This is a genomic window from Haloarcula amylolytica JCM 13557 (assembly GCF_000336615.1).
Classification (GTDB): Archaea; Halobacteriota; Halobacteria; order Halobacteriales; family Haloarculaceae; genus Haloarcula; species Haloarcula amylolytica.
This window is the reverse complement of record NZ_AOLW01000035.1, coordinates 143638-165502: the sequence shown is the minus strand read 5'-3', so window position 1 is coordinate 165502 and position 21865 is coordinate 143638. Positions and strand designations below refer to the sequence as shown.

Annotated in this window: 14 protein-coding genes; 9 read left to right on the top strand and 5 right to left on the bottom strand. The window is 59.9% G+C overall.

Annotated features, from left to right (window positions below; genetic code table 11):
• The first annotated feature begins 85 nt into the window (after nt 1-85).
• Nucleotides 86-3991, top strand: a complete 3906-nt coding sequence (locus tag C442_RS14680) for a PAS domain-containing protein (RefSeq protein ID WP_008311771.1) — start codon at nt 86-88, stop codon at nt 3989-3991.
• Between the two features lie 70 nt (nt 3992-4061).
• On the opposite strand, the gene gdhB is transcribed toward C442_RS14680, so the two are convergent.
• The 3 genes from gdhB to C442_RS14670 all read right to left on the bottom strand — a co-directional run bounded on the left by gdhB (nt 4062) and on the right by C442_RS14670 (nt 8497).
• Nucleotides 4062-5357, bottom strand: coding sequence for a glutamate dehydrogenase GdhB (gene gdhB, locus C442_RS14675; RefSeq protein WP_008311769.1), 1296 nt, complete (start codon nt 5355-5357; stop codon nt 4062-4064).
• A 2-nt stretch (nt 5358-5359) separates the two neighbouring features.
• On the bottom strand, nt 5360-5503 hold the full coding sequence (locus C442_RS21575; protein ID WP_005533309.1) for a rubrerythrin-like domain-containing protein: 144 nt from the start codon (nt 5501-5503) through the stop codon (nt 5360-5362).
• A 126-nt stretch (nt 5504-5629) separates the two neighbouring features.
• Nucleotides 5630-8497, bottom strand: coding sequence for a bacterio-opsin activator domain-containing protein (locus C442_RS14670; protein WP_008311762.1), 2868 nt, complete (start codon nt 8495-8497; stop codon nt 5630-5632).
• 397 nt (nt 8498-8894) lie between these two features.
• On the opposite strand from C442_RS14670, the gene C442_RS14665 reads away from it, so the two are divergent.
• From C442_RS14665 to C442_RS14640, 6 genes are all read left to right on the top strand, one after another.
• Nucleotides 8895-9134 carry a hypothetical protein gene (locus tag C442_RS14665; RefSeq protein ID WP_008311760.1) on the top strand — a complete coding sequence of 80 codons (240 nt, stop codon included), beginning with the start codon at nt 8895-8897 and terminating at the stop codon, nt 9132-9134.
• Between the two features lie 120 nt (nt 9135-9254).
• Nucleotides 9255-10508: a Glu/Leu/Phe/Val family dehydrogenase gene (locus C442_RS14660; protein WP_049943018.1), complete on the top strand. Its 1254-nt coding sequence runs from the start codon at nt 9255-9257 to the stop codon at nt 10506-10508.
• Between the two features lie 97 nt (nt 10509-10605).
• Nucleotides 10606-11151, top strand: coding sequence for a ribbon-helix-helix protein, CopG family (locus tag C442_RS14655; protein ID WP_008311757.1), 546 nt, complete (start codon nt 10606-10608; stop codon nt 11149-11151).
• Between the two features lie 181 nt (nt 11152-11332).
• Nucleotides 11333-12541 (top strand): Nramp family divalent metal transporter, encoded by a 1209-nt coding sequence (locus C442_RS14650; protein ID WP_008311755.1) that lies wholly within the window; start codon nt 11333-11335, stop codon nt 12539-12541.
• Nucleotides 12542-14536 carry a hydantoinase/oxoprolinase family protein gene (locus tag C442_RS14645; protein ID WP_008311753.1) on the top strand — a complete coding sequence of 665 codons (1995 nt, stop codon included), beginning with the start codon at nt 12542-12544 and terminating at the stop codon, nt 14534-14536.
• Nucleotides 14533-16161, top strand: a complete 1629-nt coding sequence (locus C442_RS14640) for a hydantoinase B/oxoprolinase family protein (protein WP_008311752.1) — start codon at nt 14533-14535, stop codon at nt 16159-16161. Before C442_RS14645 ends, C442_RS14640 begins: the two co-directional genes overlap by 4 nt.
• 156 nt (nt 16162-16317) lie before the next feature.
• Here the strand turns inward: C442_RS14640 and C442_RS14635 are convergent, their stop codons facing one another.
• Nucleotides 16318-16878 carry a PAS domain-containing protein gene (locus tag C442_RS14635; protein WP_008311751.1) on the bottom strand — a complete coding sequence of 187 codons (561 nt, stop codon included), beginning with the start codon at nt 16876-16878 and terminating at the stop codon, nt 16318-16320.
• A gap of 129 nt (nt 16879-17007) precedes the next feature.
• Here C442_RS14635 and C442_RS14630 point away from each other — a divergent pair, with 129 nt between their 5' ends.
• Nucleotides 17008-17412 carry a DUF4864 domain-containing protein gene (locus tag C442_RS14630; RefSeq protein ID WP_008311749.1) on the top strand — a complete coding sequence of 135 codons (405 nt, stop codon included), beginning with the start codon at nt 17008-17010 and terminating at the stop codon, nt 17410-17412.
• Between the two features lie 419 nt (nt 17413-17831).
• On the opposite strand, the gene arcD is transcribed toward C442_RS14630, so the two are convergent.
• Nucleotides 17832-19298, bottom strand: coding sequence for an arginine/ornithine antiporter ArcD (gene arcD, locus C442_RS14625; protein WP_008311748.1), 1467 nt, complete (start codon nt 19296-19298; stop codon nt 17832-17834).
• Between the two features lie 361 nt (nt 19299-19659).
• Between arcD and C442_RS14620 the strand changes: the two genes are divergently transcribed.
• Complete coding sequence (locus C442_RS14620) at nt 19660-20460, top strand: IclR family transcriptional regulator (protein ID WP_008311746.1); 801 nt, start codon at nt 19660-19662, stop codon at nt 20458-20460.
• Nucleotides 20461-21865 lie beyond the last annotated feature (1405 nt).

The window sequence follows — 21865 nt, the reverse complement described above, 5'->3', positions numbered from 1 at the left end:
AGAAAGCCGGCTGGATCGGACTCAGGATATCACAGATAAGAACTGGTGCGCTCGATTCTTAAAAGCGCGCTGCGTAGGTGTAATAATGGCTTATACAGGTAGTGAGACGTCCGATTGTATTCACGTTCTGTATGTAAACGACGATAGTGACTTTGCTGAGTTGGCGGAGACGAAACTCGTGAATATCTCATCGGGCTTTGAAGTCACAGCTGTCGGGGCTGTGGAGGCTGCGCTCGACTTGCTTGTGACTTCGACTGTCGATTGTGTAGTCACGTCGTACTCGCTGCCGGACGGGACGGGAATTGATCTCTTAGATCGGCTCCAAGCTGAACAATACGAAATACCGACAATACTATTCACTGGCCGGGGAAGCGAGCGAATCGCGAGCGAGGCAACGCAGGCGGGCGTCTCCGATTACATTCCGATCCATGCGGGCGAGAACAGTTTCGAGTTGCTCGGGCGCCGCATACAGACGCTCGTCGAGGCCGCTCGTAAACAAGCGGTCGCCGAACGACTGTCCGACCGCTTCCAGCGAACGCTGGAACGGGCAACTGACGGGATCTACGCCGTCGGCGACGAGTGGCGTATCGAATACATAAACGAGAAGATGGCCAGGCGTGTCGACCGCGACCCCGATGCTATCATCGGTGCCAGTATCTGGGAAGAGTTCCCCTCGATTGTTGGGACGGAACTCGAAGACAAATACCGAACCGCGATGGAGACCGGGGAACCGGTGTCGTTCGAACAGTACCTTGGCGAGCCGTTCGATTACTGGGTCGAAGTGCGAGTGTTCCCGGACGATGACGGTCTCACCGTCTTTTCACGCGAAACAACGGCCGAGCGGGAGCGAGAGTTGGAACTGGAGCGCAGTGAGACAATCCTCGAAAACATCCACGACGCCGTGTTCGTCCTCGACGATGCGGGGACGATCGAATTCGCGAATGCGGCTTCGAAACGGCTGCTCACCGGGGACCAGTCAACGCAGATCGCAGGGCAGCAGTTGGAGACAGTTGTGGGCAACCGTATTTCTACGTCTGATACAGAGCAGTTTACATCTGCGGTCCGCTCGACGCTCAATGACATAGAAGGCGACGGAGGCGTCACGGGATTGTACGACGCGGACCTGCAACTCGATATCACGACCGGGGGCGACAAGCGGACGTTTGACGTCCGCGTTACGCCGTTCCGGAGCAACGAGAGCCGTCAAGTGCTCGTCGTTGCTCGGGACATCACGGAACAAAGCGACGTCAAGCGACAGTTGGAGCGCGAGCGTGACGCGCTCCGGGAACTCCAGACCGTCATGGCAAAGAGTGATGTCTCGGCCGAGACGCGCCTCCAGGAACTGCTCGAACTGGGGTGTCGAACGCTCGGTCTCGAAATCGGAATCGTCTCACGCGTTCAGGGCGACGATTATACAGTCAAGGCATTGCACGCGCCGGATGCCGAAATCGAATCCGGGGATCAGTTCGATGTCGGATCGACGTACTGCGAGGCAGTTATCGGGACAGACTCGGTCTGTTCGTTCGCAGACGCAGTTGCCGATGGGAGAGAAACCCACCCGGCATATCGTGAGTTCGAGTTAGAGTCGTACATCGGCGTGCCACTCGTCGTCAACGGGACCCGGTACGGGACGGTCAATTTTTCGAGTCCGACGACGCGAGTCGAGCCCTTCGGAGCGCTAGAGCGAACGTTCGTGAAACTGCTCTCAGAGCTCGTGAGTGCCGAGATTTCGCGGGGGCGGGACCACGCCGACCTCCAGCGCCAGGAGTTCCTGTTCGAACACGTGCAGGACATCGCAGACATCGGAGTCTGGGAGTACTTCCCGTCGGCTGGCACCCTCGACTGGTCTGACGGGGTCCGTCGGATTCACGGTGTTGACGACGATTACGACCCGGTGCTCGACGACGCGATCGAGTTCTACCATCCTGACGACAGGGAGACGATTACGCGGGCTGTCGAGCGGGCAATTGCGGACCGAGAACCGTACGATCTCGATCTCCGAATCGTCCGGACTGGCGGTGACGTGCGCGATGTGCGGGCGTGGGGAGAGCGCGTCGACGACACAGAGGACGACGAACCGTTGCTTCGGGGCGTATTTCAGGATATCACGGAGCGAAAAGCCGAGGAGCGCGCACACCGAGAGCTTGCCGAAGAGTACGAGGCACTGCTCAACACCTCCGGTGACGCCATATTCATGCTCGATGTCGATACAGCCGGTGACGAGCTAGCGTTCGAGTTTGCTCGACTCAGTCCCGGCTACGAGTCACAGACCGGACTCACTACCGACGAAGTTCGTGGCCAGACACCACGGGAAGTATTCGGTGCCGAGCGCGGGGCCGAACTCGCAGCGAACTACACTCGCTGTGTCGAACAGCGTGAGCCAATCTCGTATCAGGAAGAGTTGGACATCGCTGACGACGCACGGTTCTGGGATACGAGCCTCGCGCCGGTCATCCTCGAAGACGAAATCGTCCGAATCGTCGGCATCGCCCGCAACGTAACCGAACAGGTCGAGCGGGAACGCGAACTCGAAACGACGAACCAGCGACTCGAATCACTCATCGAGGCGACGCCACTCACCGTCATGGAAATCGACACGGACGGAACTGTCATCCGCTGGAACGACGGGGCCGAGAACATGTTCGGCTGGTCACGGGAGGAGGTGCTCGGCGAGTTCAATCCGATGGTCCCGGACGAGCAGCAGGCTGAATTCGAGTCCCACCGACAGCGCGCACTGAGCGGCGAGCCGATTCGCGGCAAGGAGATACGCCGGGAAACGAAAGGTGGTGAGGTACTGGATCTACTCCTGTCGGTTGCCCCCATCACTGCTCCGGATGGGGAGATAACGAGCATACTGGCCGTTCTGGAGGATATCACTGACCAGAAGCAGTTAGAGTCGAAGCTCCGATCACTGCAGGCGACTGCGCAGCGGCTCAGTGGCGCACAGTCGAGTGCTGAAATCGGCGACATCGCTGTCGAGGCTGCCGTCGATATTCTCGGGTTCGAGCTCACCGGGATCTGGGAGTCTGCCAACCAAGCCGACGAGCTCGTCCCGCTGACGGCGAGTGCGGCCACGAGAGAACTGCTCGGTGAGCTCCCGCGGCTGGAGGCCGGAGAGGCGCTTGCGTGGGAGGCGTTCGAGGCGTCGGAGTTGCGTAAATACGACGATCTCCAGTCCGAAGTAACACTCGGCAAGGCCGACGCACAACTCAGGAGCGGCCTGTTCGTGCCTCTGGGCGAGTTTGGGCTTATCGGCGTCGGAACGACCCAGGAACAGACGTTCTCTGATACAGACGTGGACCTGTTCCAGATACTGGGTGCGACTGTCGAGGCGGCATTCACACGCGCAAGCCGGGAAACCGAACTGCAGCGGCAGAACGAGCGGCTCGACGAATTTGCCAGTGTCGTCGCCCACGACCTCCGGAACCCGCTGTCCATCGCCATCGGGTTTCTCGACATCGTCGAGGAGACAGGCGACCTCAGTTACCTAGAGCGTATCGAGGCGGCACACGACCGCATGGAGCAGTTGATCGACGACCTCCTGACGCTGGCACGCGGCGAGAGCACAGTTACGGACACGAAGCAAATCGATCTCAAAACCGTGACCACGGAGGCGTGGGGATACGTCGACACCGCTGACGCAACGCTGACAGTTGCTGAAGCGGTCCCGACAGTGGCTGGTGACGCCGGCCGGTTGACACAACTGTTCGAGAACCTCTTCAGGAACGCTATCGAGCATGGTGGGGACGCCGTCACCGTCACCGTCACCGTCGGGCAGTTAGACGGCAGTGACGGGTTCTACGTCGCGGACGACGGCGACGGGATTCCGCCGGCAAAGCGTGAGGAAGTACTGGAACACGGCGTGACGTCTACCAAAGGAGGCACTGGCTTCGGACTCTCTATCGTAGAGGACATCGCCAAAGCGCACGGCTGGACCGTCCGTGTGACGGAGAGCACTGCTGGCGGGGCACAGTTCGAGTTCCGCTACTGAGGGAAGCGGTGGTCGTGGTTTCTCGGCATCGACAGTGGTGGAACCCGTGATGGAACCGACAGAACCAGTGCTACGGCCAGAGCCCACGCGCTTCGTGGGCCTCCGCGATACGGGACAGGGCGACGATGTACGCCGCATCGCGCCACGTAATGTCGCGGTTTTCGAACTCCGTCCGGACGGCGTCCCAGGCCGCCCGCATCTCTTCGTCGAGTTCGTCGTTCACGCGCTCGAGTGACCACGACCGACGGTTGATGTCCTGTAGCCACTCGAAGTAGCTCACCGTGACGCCACCGGCGTTCGCCAGGATATCCGGAATCACCATGACATCTCGGTCAGCGAGGATGGAGTCAGCGGTGGACGTGGTCGGGCCGTTTGCCCCTTCCACGACGAAATCCGCGGCGATGTCGTCCGCGTTGGCCTCGGTGATGACGTTCCCGAGTGCGGCCGGGATGAGGACGTCGACGTCCAGCGTCAGCAGCTCGTCGTTGGAAATCACGGTGTCGGCGTACTCGGTGACTGCTTCCGGTTCCTCGTCGTGTGACGGTACTGACGCCGTATCGATTCCGGCGGGGTCGTACATTGCTCCGTTCACGTCGCTGATCGCGACGACAGTCGCGCCCCGTTCGTCGAGTAACCGTGCTGCGTTCGCACCGACACTGCCGTAGCCCTGTACTGCGACCGTGGTCTCTGACAGCGGCTGGTCGTAGTACTCACAGACCAACTGTGTGATAATCGCGACGCTCCGACCGGGCGCGTCTTCACGCCCTTCGCTCCCACCGACAATCGGGGGCTTCCCAGTGACAACACCGGGAATTGTCTCGCCTTCCTGCATGGAGTAGGCGTCCATCAGCCAGGCCATCGTCTGTGGGTCCGTTCCCATGTCCGGGGCGGGAATGTCCAGATTCGGGCCGATGACTTTGCGGAGTTCCTGTGCGAACCGGCGGGTGAGCCGTTCTTTTTCGTCTCGGCTCAGCGTTTTCGGATTGACCGCGATACCGCCTTTCGCGCCGCCGAAGGGGAGGTCCATCACCGCGCATTTCCAGGTCATCCAGATCCCGAGGCCGACGCATTCGTCCCTCGTCACGTCGGGGTGATAGCGAAGCCCGCCTTTGTACGGTCCCCTGACGCTATCGTGCTGGGCTCGATATCCAGTGAACACGTCGACTGTGCCATCGTCGCGCTCAATCGGAACGGTGACTTCGTGGACGTTTCGCGGGTGGTTCAGTCGCTCGACGATGTTCGGGTCGATATCGAGGTGGTCCGCGGCTCGGTGGAGTTGTAGACGGGCTGTTTCGAGCGCTGATTCTGGCTCGGGCGGCGTCGGCGAGTCTTCCGAAGGAGAAGCGGAGCTCAGTTCCGATCCCATCGTTATTCCAGCGGTGTCAGTCGGTTTCGCATTTCACCGCCACAGTCCTGACAGTTCTCCGGTTGGCTCTCTGCAGTGATGACTTTGCCACACGCAAAGCACTCGTACGGTGTCTCCTCGTCGTGGTCTTGCTCTACATCTCTCATGTGTATTCACGAGTGACGGTGTCCGACCGTCAGTACTCGATTAAGGAATAGAAGGACATCAAAGGAATATTCAGAGGTTAAACAAAGAAGCAGGAGTTGATTAGGTTGTTTATTATTGAACCCCGTTCACGACTCCAGACCCGAGACACTCCGGTCTTCGAACAATGTGGTGAACAGCTTCCGCTGGACAGTCCGAACGTGCTGGTAGAACGCCGGCGGAGAGATTTCAAGCATCGTCGCGATGTCCTCGCCGGACTTCGTGCGCGGTGACTCGAAGTAGCCGCTGTAATAGGCGGTCTGAATCACTTCTAGCTGGCGCTCCGTGAGGTCCATGAGGAACTCCGAACTCCGGTCCTGCTCGATACCCCGTTCGAGCGTCTCCTTGCGCTTGAGTTCGACACCGGAGAACGTGCTGTCGACCAACTGCGCGATGTTTCGAACGTCGACGCTCTGTGGCACATCGACGACGAGTGTCGTCCCGTCCGGATCGGCGGTCGCTTCCCGGAAGATAGCACCGTGGTCGGCCAGTTCTAAGGCGAGGAACGGCTGTGACAACTCCAGCCGCAGGACGCCGCGCTCGGTGTCGTCGTCACTGATCTGTGTCACGTCGTCAATCGACGTCATCTCCGCCGCAGCCGCCGCGACCGTTTCCACGTCAGCGTCTTCGACCGTGACGAACACGCTGTTACCAGCCGGCGCGTGCTGGATGCCGCCCTCGTAGGAGAGGGTACACCCCGCCGACCGGGCGAGTCGCGACAGGAGGAACCGCTCGTCATCGATGCCAAACTCGACGCGGGTCACCGACGTCGTGAGCAACGCGTGTTTCCGTTCGATGGCGCTGAGTGCCGAGGCGATCGTCTCGCCGAGTTCGCGCAACACTGTGCGCGTTGTCTCGTCGAACGCGTCTTTCGTGTCCGCGTAGATGGTGAGAATGCCGTGCCTGAGATCGTTGTACACCAGCGGGATGCTCAACACCGAGAGGAAGTCGCGCGTGAGCGCGTCCGACCGCCACGGCGCGTTCCGGAGGTCGGCGGCGACGTTAGGGATCATCGTCACTTCACCGGTCGCAGCCGTCTGGCCGGCGGGCTCGGTCTCGGAGTCCGCGACGGCGATTGATTGACTGTCGAGATACCCCTGTTCGTTGCCGGCCCACGCTCGCGGTTCGACGGTATTACCGCCCGGATCGACGCTCCCGATCCACGCGAACTTGAATCGGTCCGTGTCAGTCAGCCGTTCGCAGACAGTGTGGTTGATCTCTTCCTGAGTTTCGGCGCTGACGATCGTCTGGTCTATCTCCCGAATCGTGTTGTTGATGTGATTCAGGGCGGTCAGTTGCTCGTTTTGCCGCTGGAGTTCGCGGTCCTGTTCCCGGAGCTGAGACTCTCGGACGACCCGGTCGAGGGCAGCCTCGGCGGTCGCTGCGAGCAGGTCGGTGAGTTCCTGTGTGACGTCGTCGAACACCCCGACGGCTGGCGAGCCGCTGACGAACACGCCGTGGTTGCCCAGCGGAATGAACATGACGCTCCGGAGGTCGGTCGCCCGGTTTTCCAGTCGGTCCGACGTGTGGACGTCGTCGAACACGAGTGTCTCATCGTTGACGAAGCTGTGGCTCGGAAGCGTGTCGTCGTTCGTGCGGACGGCCGGCAGCGGCCCGTGGTGGTCGGTCATCGCCTGTGACTGTGTGACAGGCTGGAGTTCGTTCGTCTCGACGTCGTGCAGGTAGATGGCACTCGCGGAGACGTCGAACACACTGAGCACGTCGTCGACGATGTGGTGGGCGATCTCCTGATCGGTCTCCGTGTAGAGGAACTTCCGTGCGGTTTCCTGCAGCGTCGCCAGCGCTTCCTCGCGCTGTTTCCGTTTCGTGATGTCCCGGCAGCTGTACAGCAGTGTCCCGCCCTGAATCGCGACTTCGCGGACGTTGACCAGCAGCGTGTGCTCGTGGCCGGCTTTGTCGGTGACGGTACACTCGATGTTCTTGAGCACACCCTTTTCGGCGAGTTCAGCACGGTCGAACAGGTCCTCGCCGAGGAGCGTGTCGATAGTTTCCTGCTCGCGGATCTCGTCGTCGGTGTAGCCGAAGATGAAGTGGACGTTCGGGCAGACGTAGGTGTACTCCCCGTCCTCGTTCGTCATGAGGACGGTGTCGGTCATGTTGCTGAGCGTGACCCGGTGGAGTTCCTCGGACTGGCGGAGGTCACGGTCGAGGGTGACCTGCTCCGTGATGTCTATCCCTTCGATCACGATCGAGGTGACGTCGCCGAAGTCGTTCTCGACCGGCCGAACCGAAAGCTCGATAACGCGGTCCGTGGCCGTGGTCGGCCGGTGAACGACTGCGTTACCGAACTGCCCGTCGCGTGCGGCCTCCACGAGCTGCCGGATGTCGCGTTCGGTCGCCTCGGACTGTGCCCACCACGGCAGCGTCCAGAACAGATCACCAATGACCCCGTCAACTGCCTCGTCGATCATCGCCCGTCCCGTCTGATTCACACGGGCGAGCGAGCCATCCGGGTCGAGGACCCAGGTGGCCGTCTGTGTGTCGTGAAAGACGGCGTCGAACTGCCGCGCCCGTTCGCGCTGTGTGATCGCTCGCCGAGCGGACTGGAGCGCGTTCCCAGTTCGCTCAACTAACTCGTCTATTCGCAGGCCGTCTGCTCCGGTCAGTGGGACGTAGTCGGAAACGCCGGCCTGGATTGCCTCGCTCGCCAGGGCCTCGCTGCCGTCCGTGGTTCCGAGGACAACCGGGAGGTCCGGAGCCGAATCCCGGAGCTGTCGGACCAGATCAGTGCCACTCCCGTCGTCGAGTGTCTCGCCCGTGACGAGACAGTCGACCGAGCGCTCCCGAACGGTATCCAGGGCGTCCGATGTCGTCGCAACGGTGCGAACAGCGGCCTCGGTGCTGGCGCTGAGAGCCGCTGTGAACGGCTCGGTCCAGGCCGTCGAACCGACAACGAGAACCCGGGCCGTATCGAGGGGCGTCTCGCTGACGCTCATCTGCGTCTCCCGGGCACAAAGCTATCACTGTGACCGGTGGCGCCACGCGTGGCCGCTCGTTCGAGTTGTCGCCACCCGTCGGGAACGGGGTGTTTCGGTTGCCGTGTTCTGTATGGTGGGTTCAATAGTAAACACCTGGTGTCTGGTGGACTTCGTTGCTAAACAATTTAGTATTTGCTTATTCCCGCGGTCGTTCCGATAGAGTGCCATCGGTCGACGGCCGGTACTCGGGGAGACACATGACGGACATCACACAGACGCTGACACGGTCGGTCCCTGCCCGTCGTTCGGGCAGTCGCGAGACAATAGCTCCCGCCGATTCAGCTCAGCTATGATGGATGTACAACGTCGCTTGACGGAGAAGAGAGCTATCAGGCACGTCGAAGCGCCGACGTCGATGCCAGTGTTCCGTTCCGTGACGCGGGTCTGGCACTTCCCCAGCGGAGACGTCCTGCTCGAACGTGCCGAACGTCGTGACTGTCTGATCCCGGACGTCGACCGGGTCGACGTTCCAGTACGTGGAACGGAACAGGTTGCGGATGCTGTGGCACTCGATACGAACACCGCTGTTCGGGTGACGGACAATACAGGAAACGTAGTTGTGTCAGAATTTGATAAGAATGTGAAGATAGGATAAGAGATTCGGATTCAAGCGCGGTTGTAAGCCCCTCTTTTAGTTCCTACTATATCGAATGATATAGTAATTTTCCTGGTAGAAATAGATAGCTTTTGGTATCTCGATGAATCCCGTGGATATATGTCTGATGTAAATCCGTACCAGAGTCTACGGACACAGATAGATGCAGCAGCACAATATTTAGACATTTCAGAGGGACAGCTGGAACGGCTGAAAACTCCCGAGCGGATACTGGAAACGAACCTGTCTGTCGAGATGGACGACGGGTCGGTCGAGGTGTTCCGTGCGTACCGGTCACAGTTCAACGGTGACCGCGGCCCGTACAAGGGCGGAATCCGCTATCACCCGCAGGTGGACCGGGACGAGGTCAAGGCGCTCTCCGGGTGGATGGTCTACAAGACGGCGACGGGCGATATCCCGCTCGGCGGCGGGAAAGGCGGCATCGTCATCGACCCGAGCAACTATTCCGAGAGCGAACTCGAACGGGTCACGCGCTCGTTCGCGAAGGAACTGACGCCACTGATTGGGGCCGACCGCGACGTGCCCGCACCTGACGTCAACACGGGCCAGCGCGAGATGAACTGGATCAAGGACACCTACGAGACACTCGAAAACACGACCGAACCCGGCGTCATCACCGGGAAGGACCTCGCAAGCGGTGGCAGCGAAGGCCGCGTCGAAGCGACCGGGCGTTCGACGGTCGTCGCAGCGCGTGAAGCCTTCGAGTATCTCGACAAGGACCTCGAAGGCGCGACGGTCGCGGTCCAGGGCTACGGGAACGCCGGCTGGATCGCGGCGAAACTCATTCACCAGATGGGTGCCAACGTCGTCGCCGTGTCCGATTCGAGCGGGGCTATCTACAGCGAAGCGTCGTTCGACCCCGTCGCAGTCAAGGACTACAAACGCGAAACCGGGAGCGTCGTCGGCTATCCGGACGCAGCGGAGGAACTCACGAACGAGGAACTGCTCACGCTCGACGTCGACCTGTTGATCCCGGCCGCACTCGAGAACGCCATCGACGAGTCCCTGGCACATGACATCTCCGCCGATGTCATCTCTGAGGCCGCCAACGGCCCGATTACCCCCGCAGCGGACGACGTTCTCAGCGACCGCGAGACGCTGGTCATTCCAGATATCCTCGCGAACGCAGGCGGCGTCATCGTGTCGTACTTCGAGTGGGTCCAGAACCGACAGCGCTTCTACTGGTCCGAAGAGCGCGTGAACGAGGAACTGGATTCGATCATCGTCGAGCAGTTCGGGAACCTCGTCGACGCCTACGAGGAACGGAACCTCCCGTCGCTCCGGACCGCCGCGTACGTCGTCGCACTCCAGCGGGTCATGAACGCCGGCGAGCAGAGCGGCACCTGGCCATAAAGTCTCAGACACGGCCAGTCACGCGTCGCTGACGGGTCCGAGAGCGCTCTGTCACCAAACGACACGATATTAAGGCCGTCCAGCGACGAGGGGCACTATGCCAACCGACCGCGTCACCGTCTCTCTCGACGAGGAGACCAAGGAGACGTTAGAGGGGCTGACCGACCGAACTGGGGAAAGTCAAAGCCAACTGATCCGCGAGGCAATCGCGTTCTACGCGGCGAACTTCGACTCGGCGCACGCGAGCGACAGCGACCACCTCCAGACGTACTACGAGATGCTCTCGACGGGCGAACATGTGCTTCTGGACATCGACTTGCTGCACGCACTCCTGAGCCAGTTTAGTGATCCAGCACAACGTGACGAGGGGGTTCTCGAAATGATCGATCAGGTAGCCCAATACCACGCCCAGGAGTACGCCGAGCGGTTCGATTCGCTCGAAGACGTTCTCGAATGGCTCTCGCTGTGTGGGTTCCTGACCGTTCGACGGGACGAAAAAGGGAGTTTCCACGTTGTTTTCCCATCCGAGTCGGTGCGATGGTTGATGATCCGGTTCATCCGCGGTAGCATCACCGACCTCCCGTTCGAAATCGAAATCGAAGAGAGCGTTTCGAAAGTACTGTTGCGAGAGCGGGAACCGTGAATACCCCCCGCCCGGGACGCAAACCGACTCGAATCCGGTGGTGGAGTGTTGCATACTTGTTCACACATCTAGTGACGCGTACACAGAGTTCATACGACCGATGTTCCGGTCACACACAGGTCTTAACAATGTTTTTGATTACCTGCTGGGACCGTGACAGTGGCTATCAAAACCAACAATCATGAGCATTACAAAACGACTCAAAGCCGTCGGCCCGGGAGCGATGGTCGCCGCCGCGTTCATCGGCCCAGGCACGGTCACGACTGCGAGCGTCACCGGGGCGGAGTTCGGCTACGCGCTTCTGTGGACAATGGTCTTCTCGATCGTTGCGACGATCGTTCTCCAGGAGATGAGTGCCCGACTGGGCCTCGTCTCGGGCGAAGGACTCGGTGAAGCACTCCGGGAGCGGTTCGACAATCAGATCGTCGAATACGTGAGTATGTTCCTCGTTGTCGGCGCGATCGGCGTCGGGACCGCCGCCTACGAGGCCGGAAACATCCTCGGCGGTGCCGCAGGGCTCGCGACAATCACGGGTATCGACTCGACGGTGTGGGGCGTCGTGATGGGACTCGTCGCCGGACTCCTGCTCTACACTGGGCGCTATAAGCTGATCGAACGAGCGCTCATTGGGCTGGTCGCCGTGATGGCGGTCTCGTTCGTGGCGTCGGCGATCCTCATCGGTCCCGATCCCGGTGCGATTGCGATGGGGTTCGTCCCCGGTATCCCCTCGGGGTCGCTGTACCTCATCACCGGCCTCATCGGCACGACCATCGTCGGGTACAACCTGTTCCTGCACGCGAGTAACGTTCAGGAGCGGTGGAGCGGTCCCGAGGATATCGGCCACTCGCGTATCGACACGGTGCTGTCTATCGTCGCAGGCGGCGTCATCACGATTACGATCATGGTGACCGCGGCCGCAGCGTTCGAGCCCGGAACGCAGATCAGCGATATCGGCCGGATGGCCGAACAGCTCCGACCCATCGCCGGGCCGTACGCCGAACTGTTCTTCAGCATCGGCATCTTCGCCGCTGGGTTCACGAGCGCAACGACAGCACCGCTTGCGGGCGCGTGGGCGACCACAGGTGCGTTAGGCTGGGATTCAGATATGCAGAGCACACAGTTCCGTGCCGTCTGGGGGACCATCCTCGGTGTCGGAGTGCTTTCGGTGTTGCTGGGTGGCAGTCCCGTCCAGATCATCGTGTTCGCACAGGTGGTCAACGGGATTTTATTGCCGATCGTCGCGGTGTTCCTGATATACGCGATGAACCAGCGGGACCTCCTCGGTGAGTACACGAACGGGTCGATAGCGAACGCCCTCGGCGCTATCGTGACGCTCATCGTCGTGTGGCTCGGGGTTCGGACGCTGCTCAGCGTCGCGGGGGTACTGTAGATGGGAGATCGGAGAATCGGTGTCGACGTCGGTGGAACCTTCACCGACGTGACGCTGTCGCTCGACGGCACGCTCGTGACCGCGAAAGTCCCGAGCACCGAAGACCAGAGCGAGGGCGTAATCGCCGGGATCGAGAAGGCCTGCGAAGCGGCCGACATCGACCCGGAGAGCGTGACCGAGTTCTCTCACGCGATGACCGTCTCGGTCAACGCACTCCTCGAAGAGGACGGCGCAAAGACCGCGCTCGTCACGACCGAAGGGTTCCGGGACGTGCTGGAAATCGGCCGTCAGGACCGCCCGTCGCTGTACGACCTGTCCGCGGAAAAGCCGACACCGCTGGTTCCCAGACGCCGACGCTTCGAAGTGTCCGAACGGACGACCACCGACGGTATCGAACAGCCCGTCGACGAGGCCGAAGTCCGGGCAATCGCCGCGCAGTTACGCGAGATAGATGTCGAATCCGTCGCCGTCTCGCTGCTGCACGCGTACGCGCACCCCGAAAACGAACAGCACGTCGCAGACATCCTGCGGGACGAACTCGACGTTCCGGTCTCGGCTTCCCACGAAGTCCTCGCCGAGTTCCGCGAGTACGAACGAACCTCGACGACGGCCGTCGACGCGTACGTACGGCCGGCGATCGACCACTACGTCAGTCACCTCACCGACCGTACTCGGGAGCTTGGAGTCCCACAGCCCCGTATCATGCAGGCCAACGGCGGCATCACCGACGCCGATACCGTCAGGCGGAACGCCGTGACGACGGTTCTCTCGGGCCCTGCCGCCGGCGTCGTGGGGGCAGGGTCGATGGCGGCCGACGAACAGGACGGGCTGGTCACGTTCGATATGGGCGGGACCTCTAGCGACGTGAGTCTCGTCCGCGACGGCGAGGCCGAACGGACCACGGAGGGCGTCATCAACGAGCGGCCGATCAAGACGCCGATGGTCGACGTCGAGACAGTCGGCGCAGGTGGCGGGTCCACCGCCTGGGTCGACGCCGGGGGCGCACTCCGCATCGGGCCACGCTCCGCCGGAGCGAACCCCGGCCCGGCCTGCTACGGGAAGGGCGGCACTGAGCCGACCGTCACCGACGCGAACCTCGTGCTGGGCTACATCGGAGAAAGCACCAGTCTGGGTGGCGAACTGTCGCTCGATGCGGATGCGGCGTACAACGCGCTTGCGAACCTCGCCGACGAGGCGGGTCTCGACAGCCCACTGGAAGCCGCCCGTGGCGTCTATCGCGTCGCGAACGCGAACATGACCAGGGCGATCCGCTCTGTGACCGTCGAGCGCGGGTACGACCCGCGGAAGTTCGGGCTCGCTGCGTTCGGGGGTGCCGGGCCGATGCACGCGGCGTCCATCGCGGACAGCCTCGATATCGACCGGGTCGTGATTCCGCGCGCCTCAGGCGTGCTGTCGGCATACGGCCTGCTCGCAGCCGACGAGAAGCGCGACGCGGTGCGGACGTATCAGCGGTCACTCGACGCGGTCGACCCCGACGATGTCGACGCCGTCTACGAAGAATTATCCGAAGAACTGCTGGCTGAAGTCAGCGACCGCGAGGCGGCGACAGTGCGACACTCCGCTGACCTCCGGTACGCCGGCCAGAGCTTCGAACTCACCGTGGACGTCGACCGGCCGTTCGACAACGCAGACGCCCGCGAGCGCTTCGGAGCAGCCCACGAGTCCGCGTACGGCTATCGAGCGGGCGAGTCCGTCGAACTGGTGAACTGTCGCGTGACGACGACCGTCGAACGGAACGCGCCGCCGGTCGAGTACGATGCCGGTGGCGACCCACGGAAGGGGTCCCGCGAGGCGGTGTTCGCCGGCGATGTCCGCGAAACCCCGGTTTACGAGCGAACGAAACTGCCACCACAGGACGAAATCGACGGCCCCGCGATTGTCGAGGGCGATGAGAGCACAATCGTCATCCCACCGGCCTGGAACGTCCGGGTTCGCGATGACGGGACGCTGACAGCAGAGGTGAGCGACGAATGAACGACGAAGCTACCACACCGAGTGACGAACAGGAGGTGATCGACCCCGTAACGCTGGAGATCCTCAGGAACCAACTGGAGAGCGTTGCAACCGAGATGGGACATGTGCTCATCCGCGGGGCGTACTCCCCGAACATCAAGGAGCGACAGGACTGTTCGACGGCGCTCTTTGACGCGTCCGGTCGGATGATCGCACAGGCGGAACACATCCCGGTACACCTCGGTGCGATGCCCGACGCGGTGGATATCGTTCTCCAGAAGGACCCGAAGCCGGGCGACGTCTTCATCGTCAACGACCCGTTCGCCGGTGGGACACACCTCCCGGACATCACGCTGGTCTCGACGATAGCACCCAGCGACGAGGTGATCGGGTACGCCGTCTCGCGAGCCCATCACGCCGACGTGGGCGGGAGTTCACCGGGGAGCATGCCACCGGGCGCACAGGAGATTTACGAGGAAGGCCTCCGATTGCCGGCGGTTCGACTCGTCGACGGCGGCGAGCCCAACGAGGCGGTTCACGACCTCATCCGTGCCAACGTCCGGACGCCGGACGAGCGCGAGGCGGACCTCCGAGCCCAGCGCGCCGCGAACGCCCGGGCCGAGGAACGCATCGGTGAACTACTGGCAGAACACGGGCCGACCCTGCTCGACGCGTTCGATGCCGTCATCGAGTACTCCCGCGAGCGGGTCGAGGCTGAACTCGACGCGCTCCCGGACGGGACGTATCGAGCGCAGGATATCCTCGAAGGCGACGGCGTGACCGACGATGACATCCCGATCGAGGTGGCCGTTACCATCGATGGGGCCTCGATAGCTGTCGACTTCGCCGGGACTGCCGAGCAGGTGACAGGCAACCTGAACGCGCCGCTCTCGGTCGCGAAGAGCGCGGTCTACTTCGTCGTTCGAGCGATCACCGACCCGGAGATTCCGCCGAACCACGGCTGTTACGAGCCGGTGTCCGTGTCCGCACCCGAAGGGTCAGTGCTCAACCCGGACGCGCCAGCGGCGGTCGTCGGTGGCAACGTCGAGACGAGCCAGCGCGTCATGGATGTCACGCTGGCGGCGCTCGCCACGGCCGTCCCCGACAGGGTTCCCGCCGGTGGGCAGGGAACGATGAACAACCTCATCATCGGCGACCGAACCGGCGATTTCACGTATTACGAGACGATCGGCGGCGGGTTCGGTGCCCGGCCCCATAAGGACGGGATGGACGGCGTGCAGGTCGGAATGACGAACACGCTCAACACGCCCGTCGAAGCGATGGAGACCGAGTATCCGCTCCGGGTCGAGCGGTACGCGCTGCGTCCGTCGAGCGGCGGCGACGGCCGATACCGTGGCGGCCTGGGCCTCGAACGAACCGTCACCGTCGAGACAGACGCCACCGTGTCCCTACTGACGGAGCGCCGGCGGACGGCCCCCGCTGGAATCGACGGCGGCGAAGACGGCGCGACAGGGGAGAATCTGGTCGACGGCGAGCCGGTCCCTGCGAAGGCCTCCGTTGACGTCAAGGCTGGGACGACTGTCTCCGTCCGAACGCCTGGTGGCGGCGGGCACGGTGAGCCGGCAGAGCGGGACCCGGAAGCCAGGGACCGTGACCGACGCGACGGAAAGGTAGACGACGAGTGACGCTGGTTCGGTCGCTCCCTACCAGAACGCGACCGACCCGTGAAGTGGGTATTGCGCGTGCCACACTCATATGCGGGCGACACTGGTGTACCTCCCACAGTGCAAGCTGACCGTCCACTCGGTCTGAAACGCGTCGTGAAGGGGTGCCACCGACGGTTAGCTATCTGCCGTGCCGATTGCTTTCTGTACACCGAGCCAGTTCGTGATGGAGCCGTCGGGACCGGTGAGTGGCACTATCGTCACTCGGTTTTTGAAGCGTGTGCCATCCGCCCGGTAGTTCCATAGTTCGACGGTCCGCTGTTCCCAGATGTCGATCCCCTCCTGAAGTGTCGCGACCGACTCTGGGTCCGTTGCCGGCCCTTGCAGGAGGCGGAGATTCTCGCCGCGGAGTGCGGTCAGCGAGTAGCCCGACATTTCTCTGAACGTCTGTGTCGCATATCTGAGCGGATTATCTTGGTATGCAGGCCCGGTGAGTGTCAGGCCCATCGGTGCCGTCCCAAGTCGCACCATTTTCGCGATAATCTCTCGCTCGAAGGGCGTCACAGAGCCGAGCTTGAGCGTATCGAGGTTCTGAAGAATGTCTGCCGGCGACTCGTCGGCAGGGTGTGGATCGACAGTCCGGAGCTGGTGTGTTTCGACAAGGCCCGGAAGCCGCTGGCGAAACCGCTCCTCGTCGAGCAACATGGTTTCGATAAGTACGTCCCTCAGTTCGGCCATGATCGCAGTCGCCAGTTCTAGCTGCCGGGAACACAAACTCCCGTCGATATCCGGGTTTGTAGCCGATCAGCCGTGCCATTCATGCTGGTATAGCCCCTGTTTCAGAGACACACGGCACCTACGATATCAATGTCTGAAGACGAGCATCCGGTGACTGGCCTTCCAACGTCCAGCGAGACATACAGCCCTGGTGATGCTGTTGCCCTCCAGGTCGATGCGCTAAAAACGAACGACGACCCGTTTGAGAACGCGGGTATTATGACGGCGTACAACTTCGCCTCCCCAGCCAACCGCCGCTCGACTGGGCCACTGGACCGATTTATAGCCATGGTCGAGTCACCGCAGTACCGCCCGATAATCGACTTCGGAGAGGCTGTGCGAGGCTCTGTCGAGCGAAACGAAAACTACGCTGAACAGCGGGTGACGATTACGGGGCCGGATGGACGAACGACCACGTACGAGTTCGGTCTATCAGTGCAGTCCGTCGGCGAGTTCCGGGGCTGCTGGCAGACCGACCGTGTGGGAGTGGTCTGAGCTCACCTAACGAGAGGACCTAGCGTTACAGAACATCGTGAACTGCGCTTCAGTGGTTAATCGCCCCCCAATTCCGGGTGTTCAGCCGTTTCGATGTGACAGTCGTACGCCCCCATGCAGGGATTTTCGCATCCATGTCTCCCAGCGTTGGCAAGAGTATGCACCCAGAGTTGGGCTGAATAACCTTGTATCGATGGTTATTTTCTATAGTTTTGTAGTATACGTATATAAATAGCTATTTTTATATTTGTGTCCGGGCTTTTAAAGGTTTTTCCACCTATTTCGGTTTAGATATTCGAGGACGTCGGGCCTTGTCACCAATGAGTGAGTATATCTGGTTCGGTGGACTCGAATGGTGCCTGTGATTCCGAATCACAGTGAGGTCCGGGGTACTTACCCGCTATCGCCGAGCGGTGCGCTCAGTCACTATCTGCCGGCGCAGCCATATTACTCGGTGTCTGGCTGTCAGCCTCGGTTTCGGTATACGTGATTTGCCAGCCGGTAACTCCCATGAGAATGAGGATAAGCGGCGAAAGGAAGCCCAGGAAGTAGTAGGGTGCGTACTGGAACGTACTGACGCCAAGCGTTCCGGCCATGAACACCGCGCCGCTATTCCACGGAATGAGCGCGCTCGTGACGGTGCCAGAGGACTCAATTGCCCGGGAGAGATTTTCGGTCTTGAGGCCCTTCTCTTCGTAGAGGCTCCCGAGCGTCACGCCGGGAACAACGATACTGATATACTGTTCTGCCGCAAGGACATTCATCGAGACTGATGACAGGACCGTGATTCCGGTGAGGCTACCGACGCTGTCACTGAGCTGGCCGAGGTGATGTGCCAGGACAGCGATAATCCCAGTGCATTCGAACAGGCCACCCAGTGCGAGTGCGGCGATGGCAATTGTTACGGCCCATGCACCGCCGACCATCCCACCGCTTGCGAGGAGGCCGTTCACGAGCTCCATCCCTGTTTCCGGGCTTGTTCCGCTCTGTGCGACGGTCCAGACCGATGTGAACGAGTTCCCCTGAAGCACGGCCGATGTAATCGCACCGGCAAAGACACCAGCACCAAGAGCTGGAATCGCGGAGATACCGTATATCGCCAGCCCAAATGTGACGAGAAGCGGGAAGAAAGCGAGCGGAGAGATCGTGAACGAGCCCGTGAGCGCCGTCTGTATCTCGGCGATGCGGTCCACGGGAATCGCTCCTGACGCGCGGATGCCGAGACCGGCGTACAGGACGACGGCAATAGAGAAGGCCAGGAAAGTCCCTGCCCGCATGGCATTGATATGGTCGTACAGGTCAGTGTTTGTCACCGCCGAAGCGAGGTTTGTCGTGTCCGAGAGTGGTGACTGTTTGTCTCCCGTGTATGCACCTGTGAGGATTGCGCCCGCGGTCATCGGTTCAGGGAGTCCGAGTCCCGATCCGATGCCTATGAAGGCAACACCGAGCGTCCCCGCTGCGGTCCATGATGAGCCGATGGCAAACGTTATCGCTGCAGTAATGATCGCCGTGAGCGGCAGGAACACTATCGGGTGCAGCAGGTCAAGCCCGTAGTACATGAGCGTCGGAATCGTTCCGGCCTGTATCCAGGTCGAGATGAGAGCGTAGACGATAAACAGGATAAACACGACCTGAATGCCCATTAGCAGCGTATGTGTAATCCCGGAGTACATCTCGTCCCAGGATATATCGAACCGGTAGTAACTGAACAGCCCAGTGAATGCAATGCCCCAGAGGAGTGGGAACTGCGGGTCAAGTCCATAGATGCCGATACCAATGCCCAGCGCGGTTAGCATCCCGATAATCGGTATCAGCGCCTCTCCCAGAGAGGGTCGGTCTTCGGGATCAATATCGTCGTACAGCTTGATGTCGAATTCGGAGCTCATTCTTATTGGGTCGGTTACTTATTGTCTGTACCGTTTTCTTCCCAGCAGTGGGCGTGTGCATTCAGTTTTCCGACTTGTATGCTTTGAAGCGACTTCTCAGTCGGTATACGGCTAGCTTGGCGACTATGCCGACTTGTCCAACAGCGCATATCGTTTGCTCCATTGACAGCGTCATTAATAAAAGTTCATGTAGAGAGCGGTCGCGAAACTGTTTCTGGGTCAGATTGTGCTGGACTGCGGAGTCCACCTTACTGAGCGATCATACCGGTCGGATCAGTATGTGCTGTCGAAAGCGGTCGCACCGACAAACGGTACGTTCGATATACCAAAATCATATAACCTGATAAACGAGACTCAACATATGACTGAACGCGAACCGCCGACTGCAACTCGACAGATCAAGTCGATTCAGACTGCGAGCGATATCCTGCGCGAGATTCAGTCTCAGTCTGAAGTGACACTTGCGGACCTCTGTGATGACGTAGACGTTGCCAAAAGTACATTGCATACGTATCTACAGACACTTGTTGCAGAGGGTTTTATTGACAAATCAGACGGCGTATATCGGTTGGGACTGCGGTTCGTCCCACTCGGTGAAAGCGTCCGGAATCGGGTTGACCTCTATCAAATCGGAAAGGAGGAAGTAGAACGGTTAGCCGAAGAGACCAGTGAATGGGTCCACCTCACAGTTGCGTACCGGAACAGGGAGGTAACACTGTACGAGCATAATGGAGGAGAAACTGTAGCCATGGATTATCAACGGCGGACCAGAGAGTCCCCACAATATCTCCACTGTACTGCGACGGGAAAAGCGCTGCTGGCACATTTCGATGAAGCCCAAGTCACTGATATACTGGCCAGTGAAGAACTCGTTCAGCAGACAGAAAAAACGATTACTGATCCAGACGAACTGCGCGAGAGACTCGCAGAAATTCGAAGGAAGGGGTACGCGATAAACGATGAGGAGGAAATCCGGGGTATGCGCTCCGTGGGCGCTCCGATACAGGACGTGGACGGAGCAGTTTGTGGTGCGATCAGTGTAACCGCACCGAAAATGCGGCTGTCCGGTGAATACCTCAACAGTGACCTTCCGGAGCTAGTGATGGAGGCAGCAAACATCATCGAGGTCAATTTAGAGTCTGCGGCCGCCCGGAGTAAATAGTGTTCACATATATCGAAGGCTACTATCGCTGCTGCACTACGTTGTGGAGATATGGTTTAGCCTAGAAATGGCACAAAAAGGCCATTAATACGGAACTGTAGTTCAGATGCGCTCTATCTGAATACTCGAGCGGTGACGGGCATCCAGTCCTTCTCAGGGACACCCTGTGATACGCTCCCTTCTGTAGCAATCTGAATGGCTGGATAGCTTGACGCTCGTGTCGAGTTCGCCTATCAGATTCCGTTGTTAGAGTGGCTAATGCATCGGTTTGAGGCCCCTTCGGTCAGCGGTTCATCTCCGCTTGTGAACTATACGCCCAGTTTCAATCGCTGTTGTACCGTCTTGGAGCGTTTTAGTCGGCTTGAATTCCAGTCTTATTTGTTTATTCCGAACTAAGTCTGCTTGCTGACGCCAGAGGCGCTATATCGCCGTCGACAAACTTTGTCTCCTCTGTGTGTACGCTTCGGTCACGCATCAACTAATGCAGCGGGAGAGCAAGGCAACTGAAATCTCATTCGGTATAGTCAAAGTATCGCCAGGGAGGGGCAACCAGATCTGCTGCATGGTCTGTATATTCACTTTCATTCCCAGCCAGCGGGTCAGACGGTCATGACCTGATTGGTCAACCGCTACTCACACGTCGAGATCGTCATCGTTGTCAGCAGTCCCGATCCTACTCATCAACAGCAACACCTCTGACTCAGGATAGCCGATGTATGCGGTCAAATTGATAGATGTGACTGTGATGCGTGGCCAAGCAGTCGGAACGGTCAGAGGTACCCGTTCCTGAAGACAATAACACGGGTACAATCGTTATATATTCTCACGCGACAGGCGGAATTCGATTTGCGGGGTTCGATACCCTTGTTATTAGTTAACACCCATTAACAATATCTTAGATATCCGAACACCAATTCAAGAGTGGATTAGCAGATCGAAGGTCAAAGTTCGCGATTATATAAATACTTTGAAGAGCGTAGAAAGGCTTTTTCAAACTTGATGGAGAGAATTTACTTGAGTATCTAGATCAGCCCTTTTCTATAGATAGAACATCGCTTCTTAAACAATATCTGTTTAATCTGTTTAGAGTAATCGGAAAGACGACGGTGAATCACCAATCTAGAGTCACGTCCGGTCCACATCGTCGGTGATGCTATCGGACTGGCGAACCGCCTGACTGGCTTCGGAATGGTACATGCGGCACGGTCCGGCCGAGCGGCTGTGAGCGCCTTCGTACAGCAGAAGTCGTATAGACGCAGGTCGTTGGGCCAGAACTTCTGGACGAAAGCTGTCACTGGTGTGGTCTCACCTATTCATGACAGCATCGGACTGGAGGGAATAGCCAGTCTATCGAAGGGGGACATCGAGTATCAGGAGAGCTTCGAACCGCACCAGCTCGGAGATA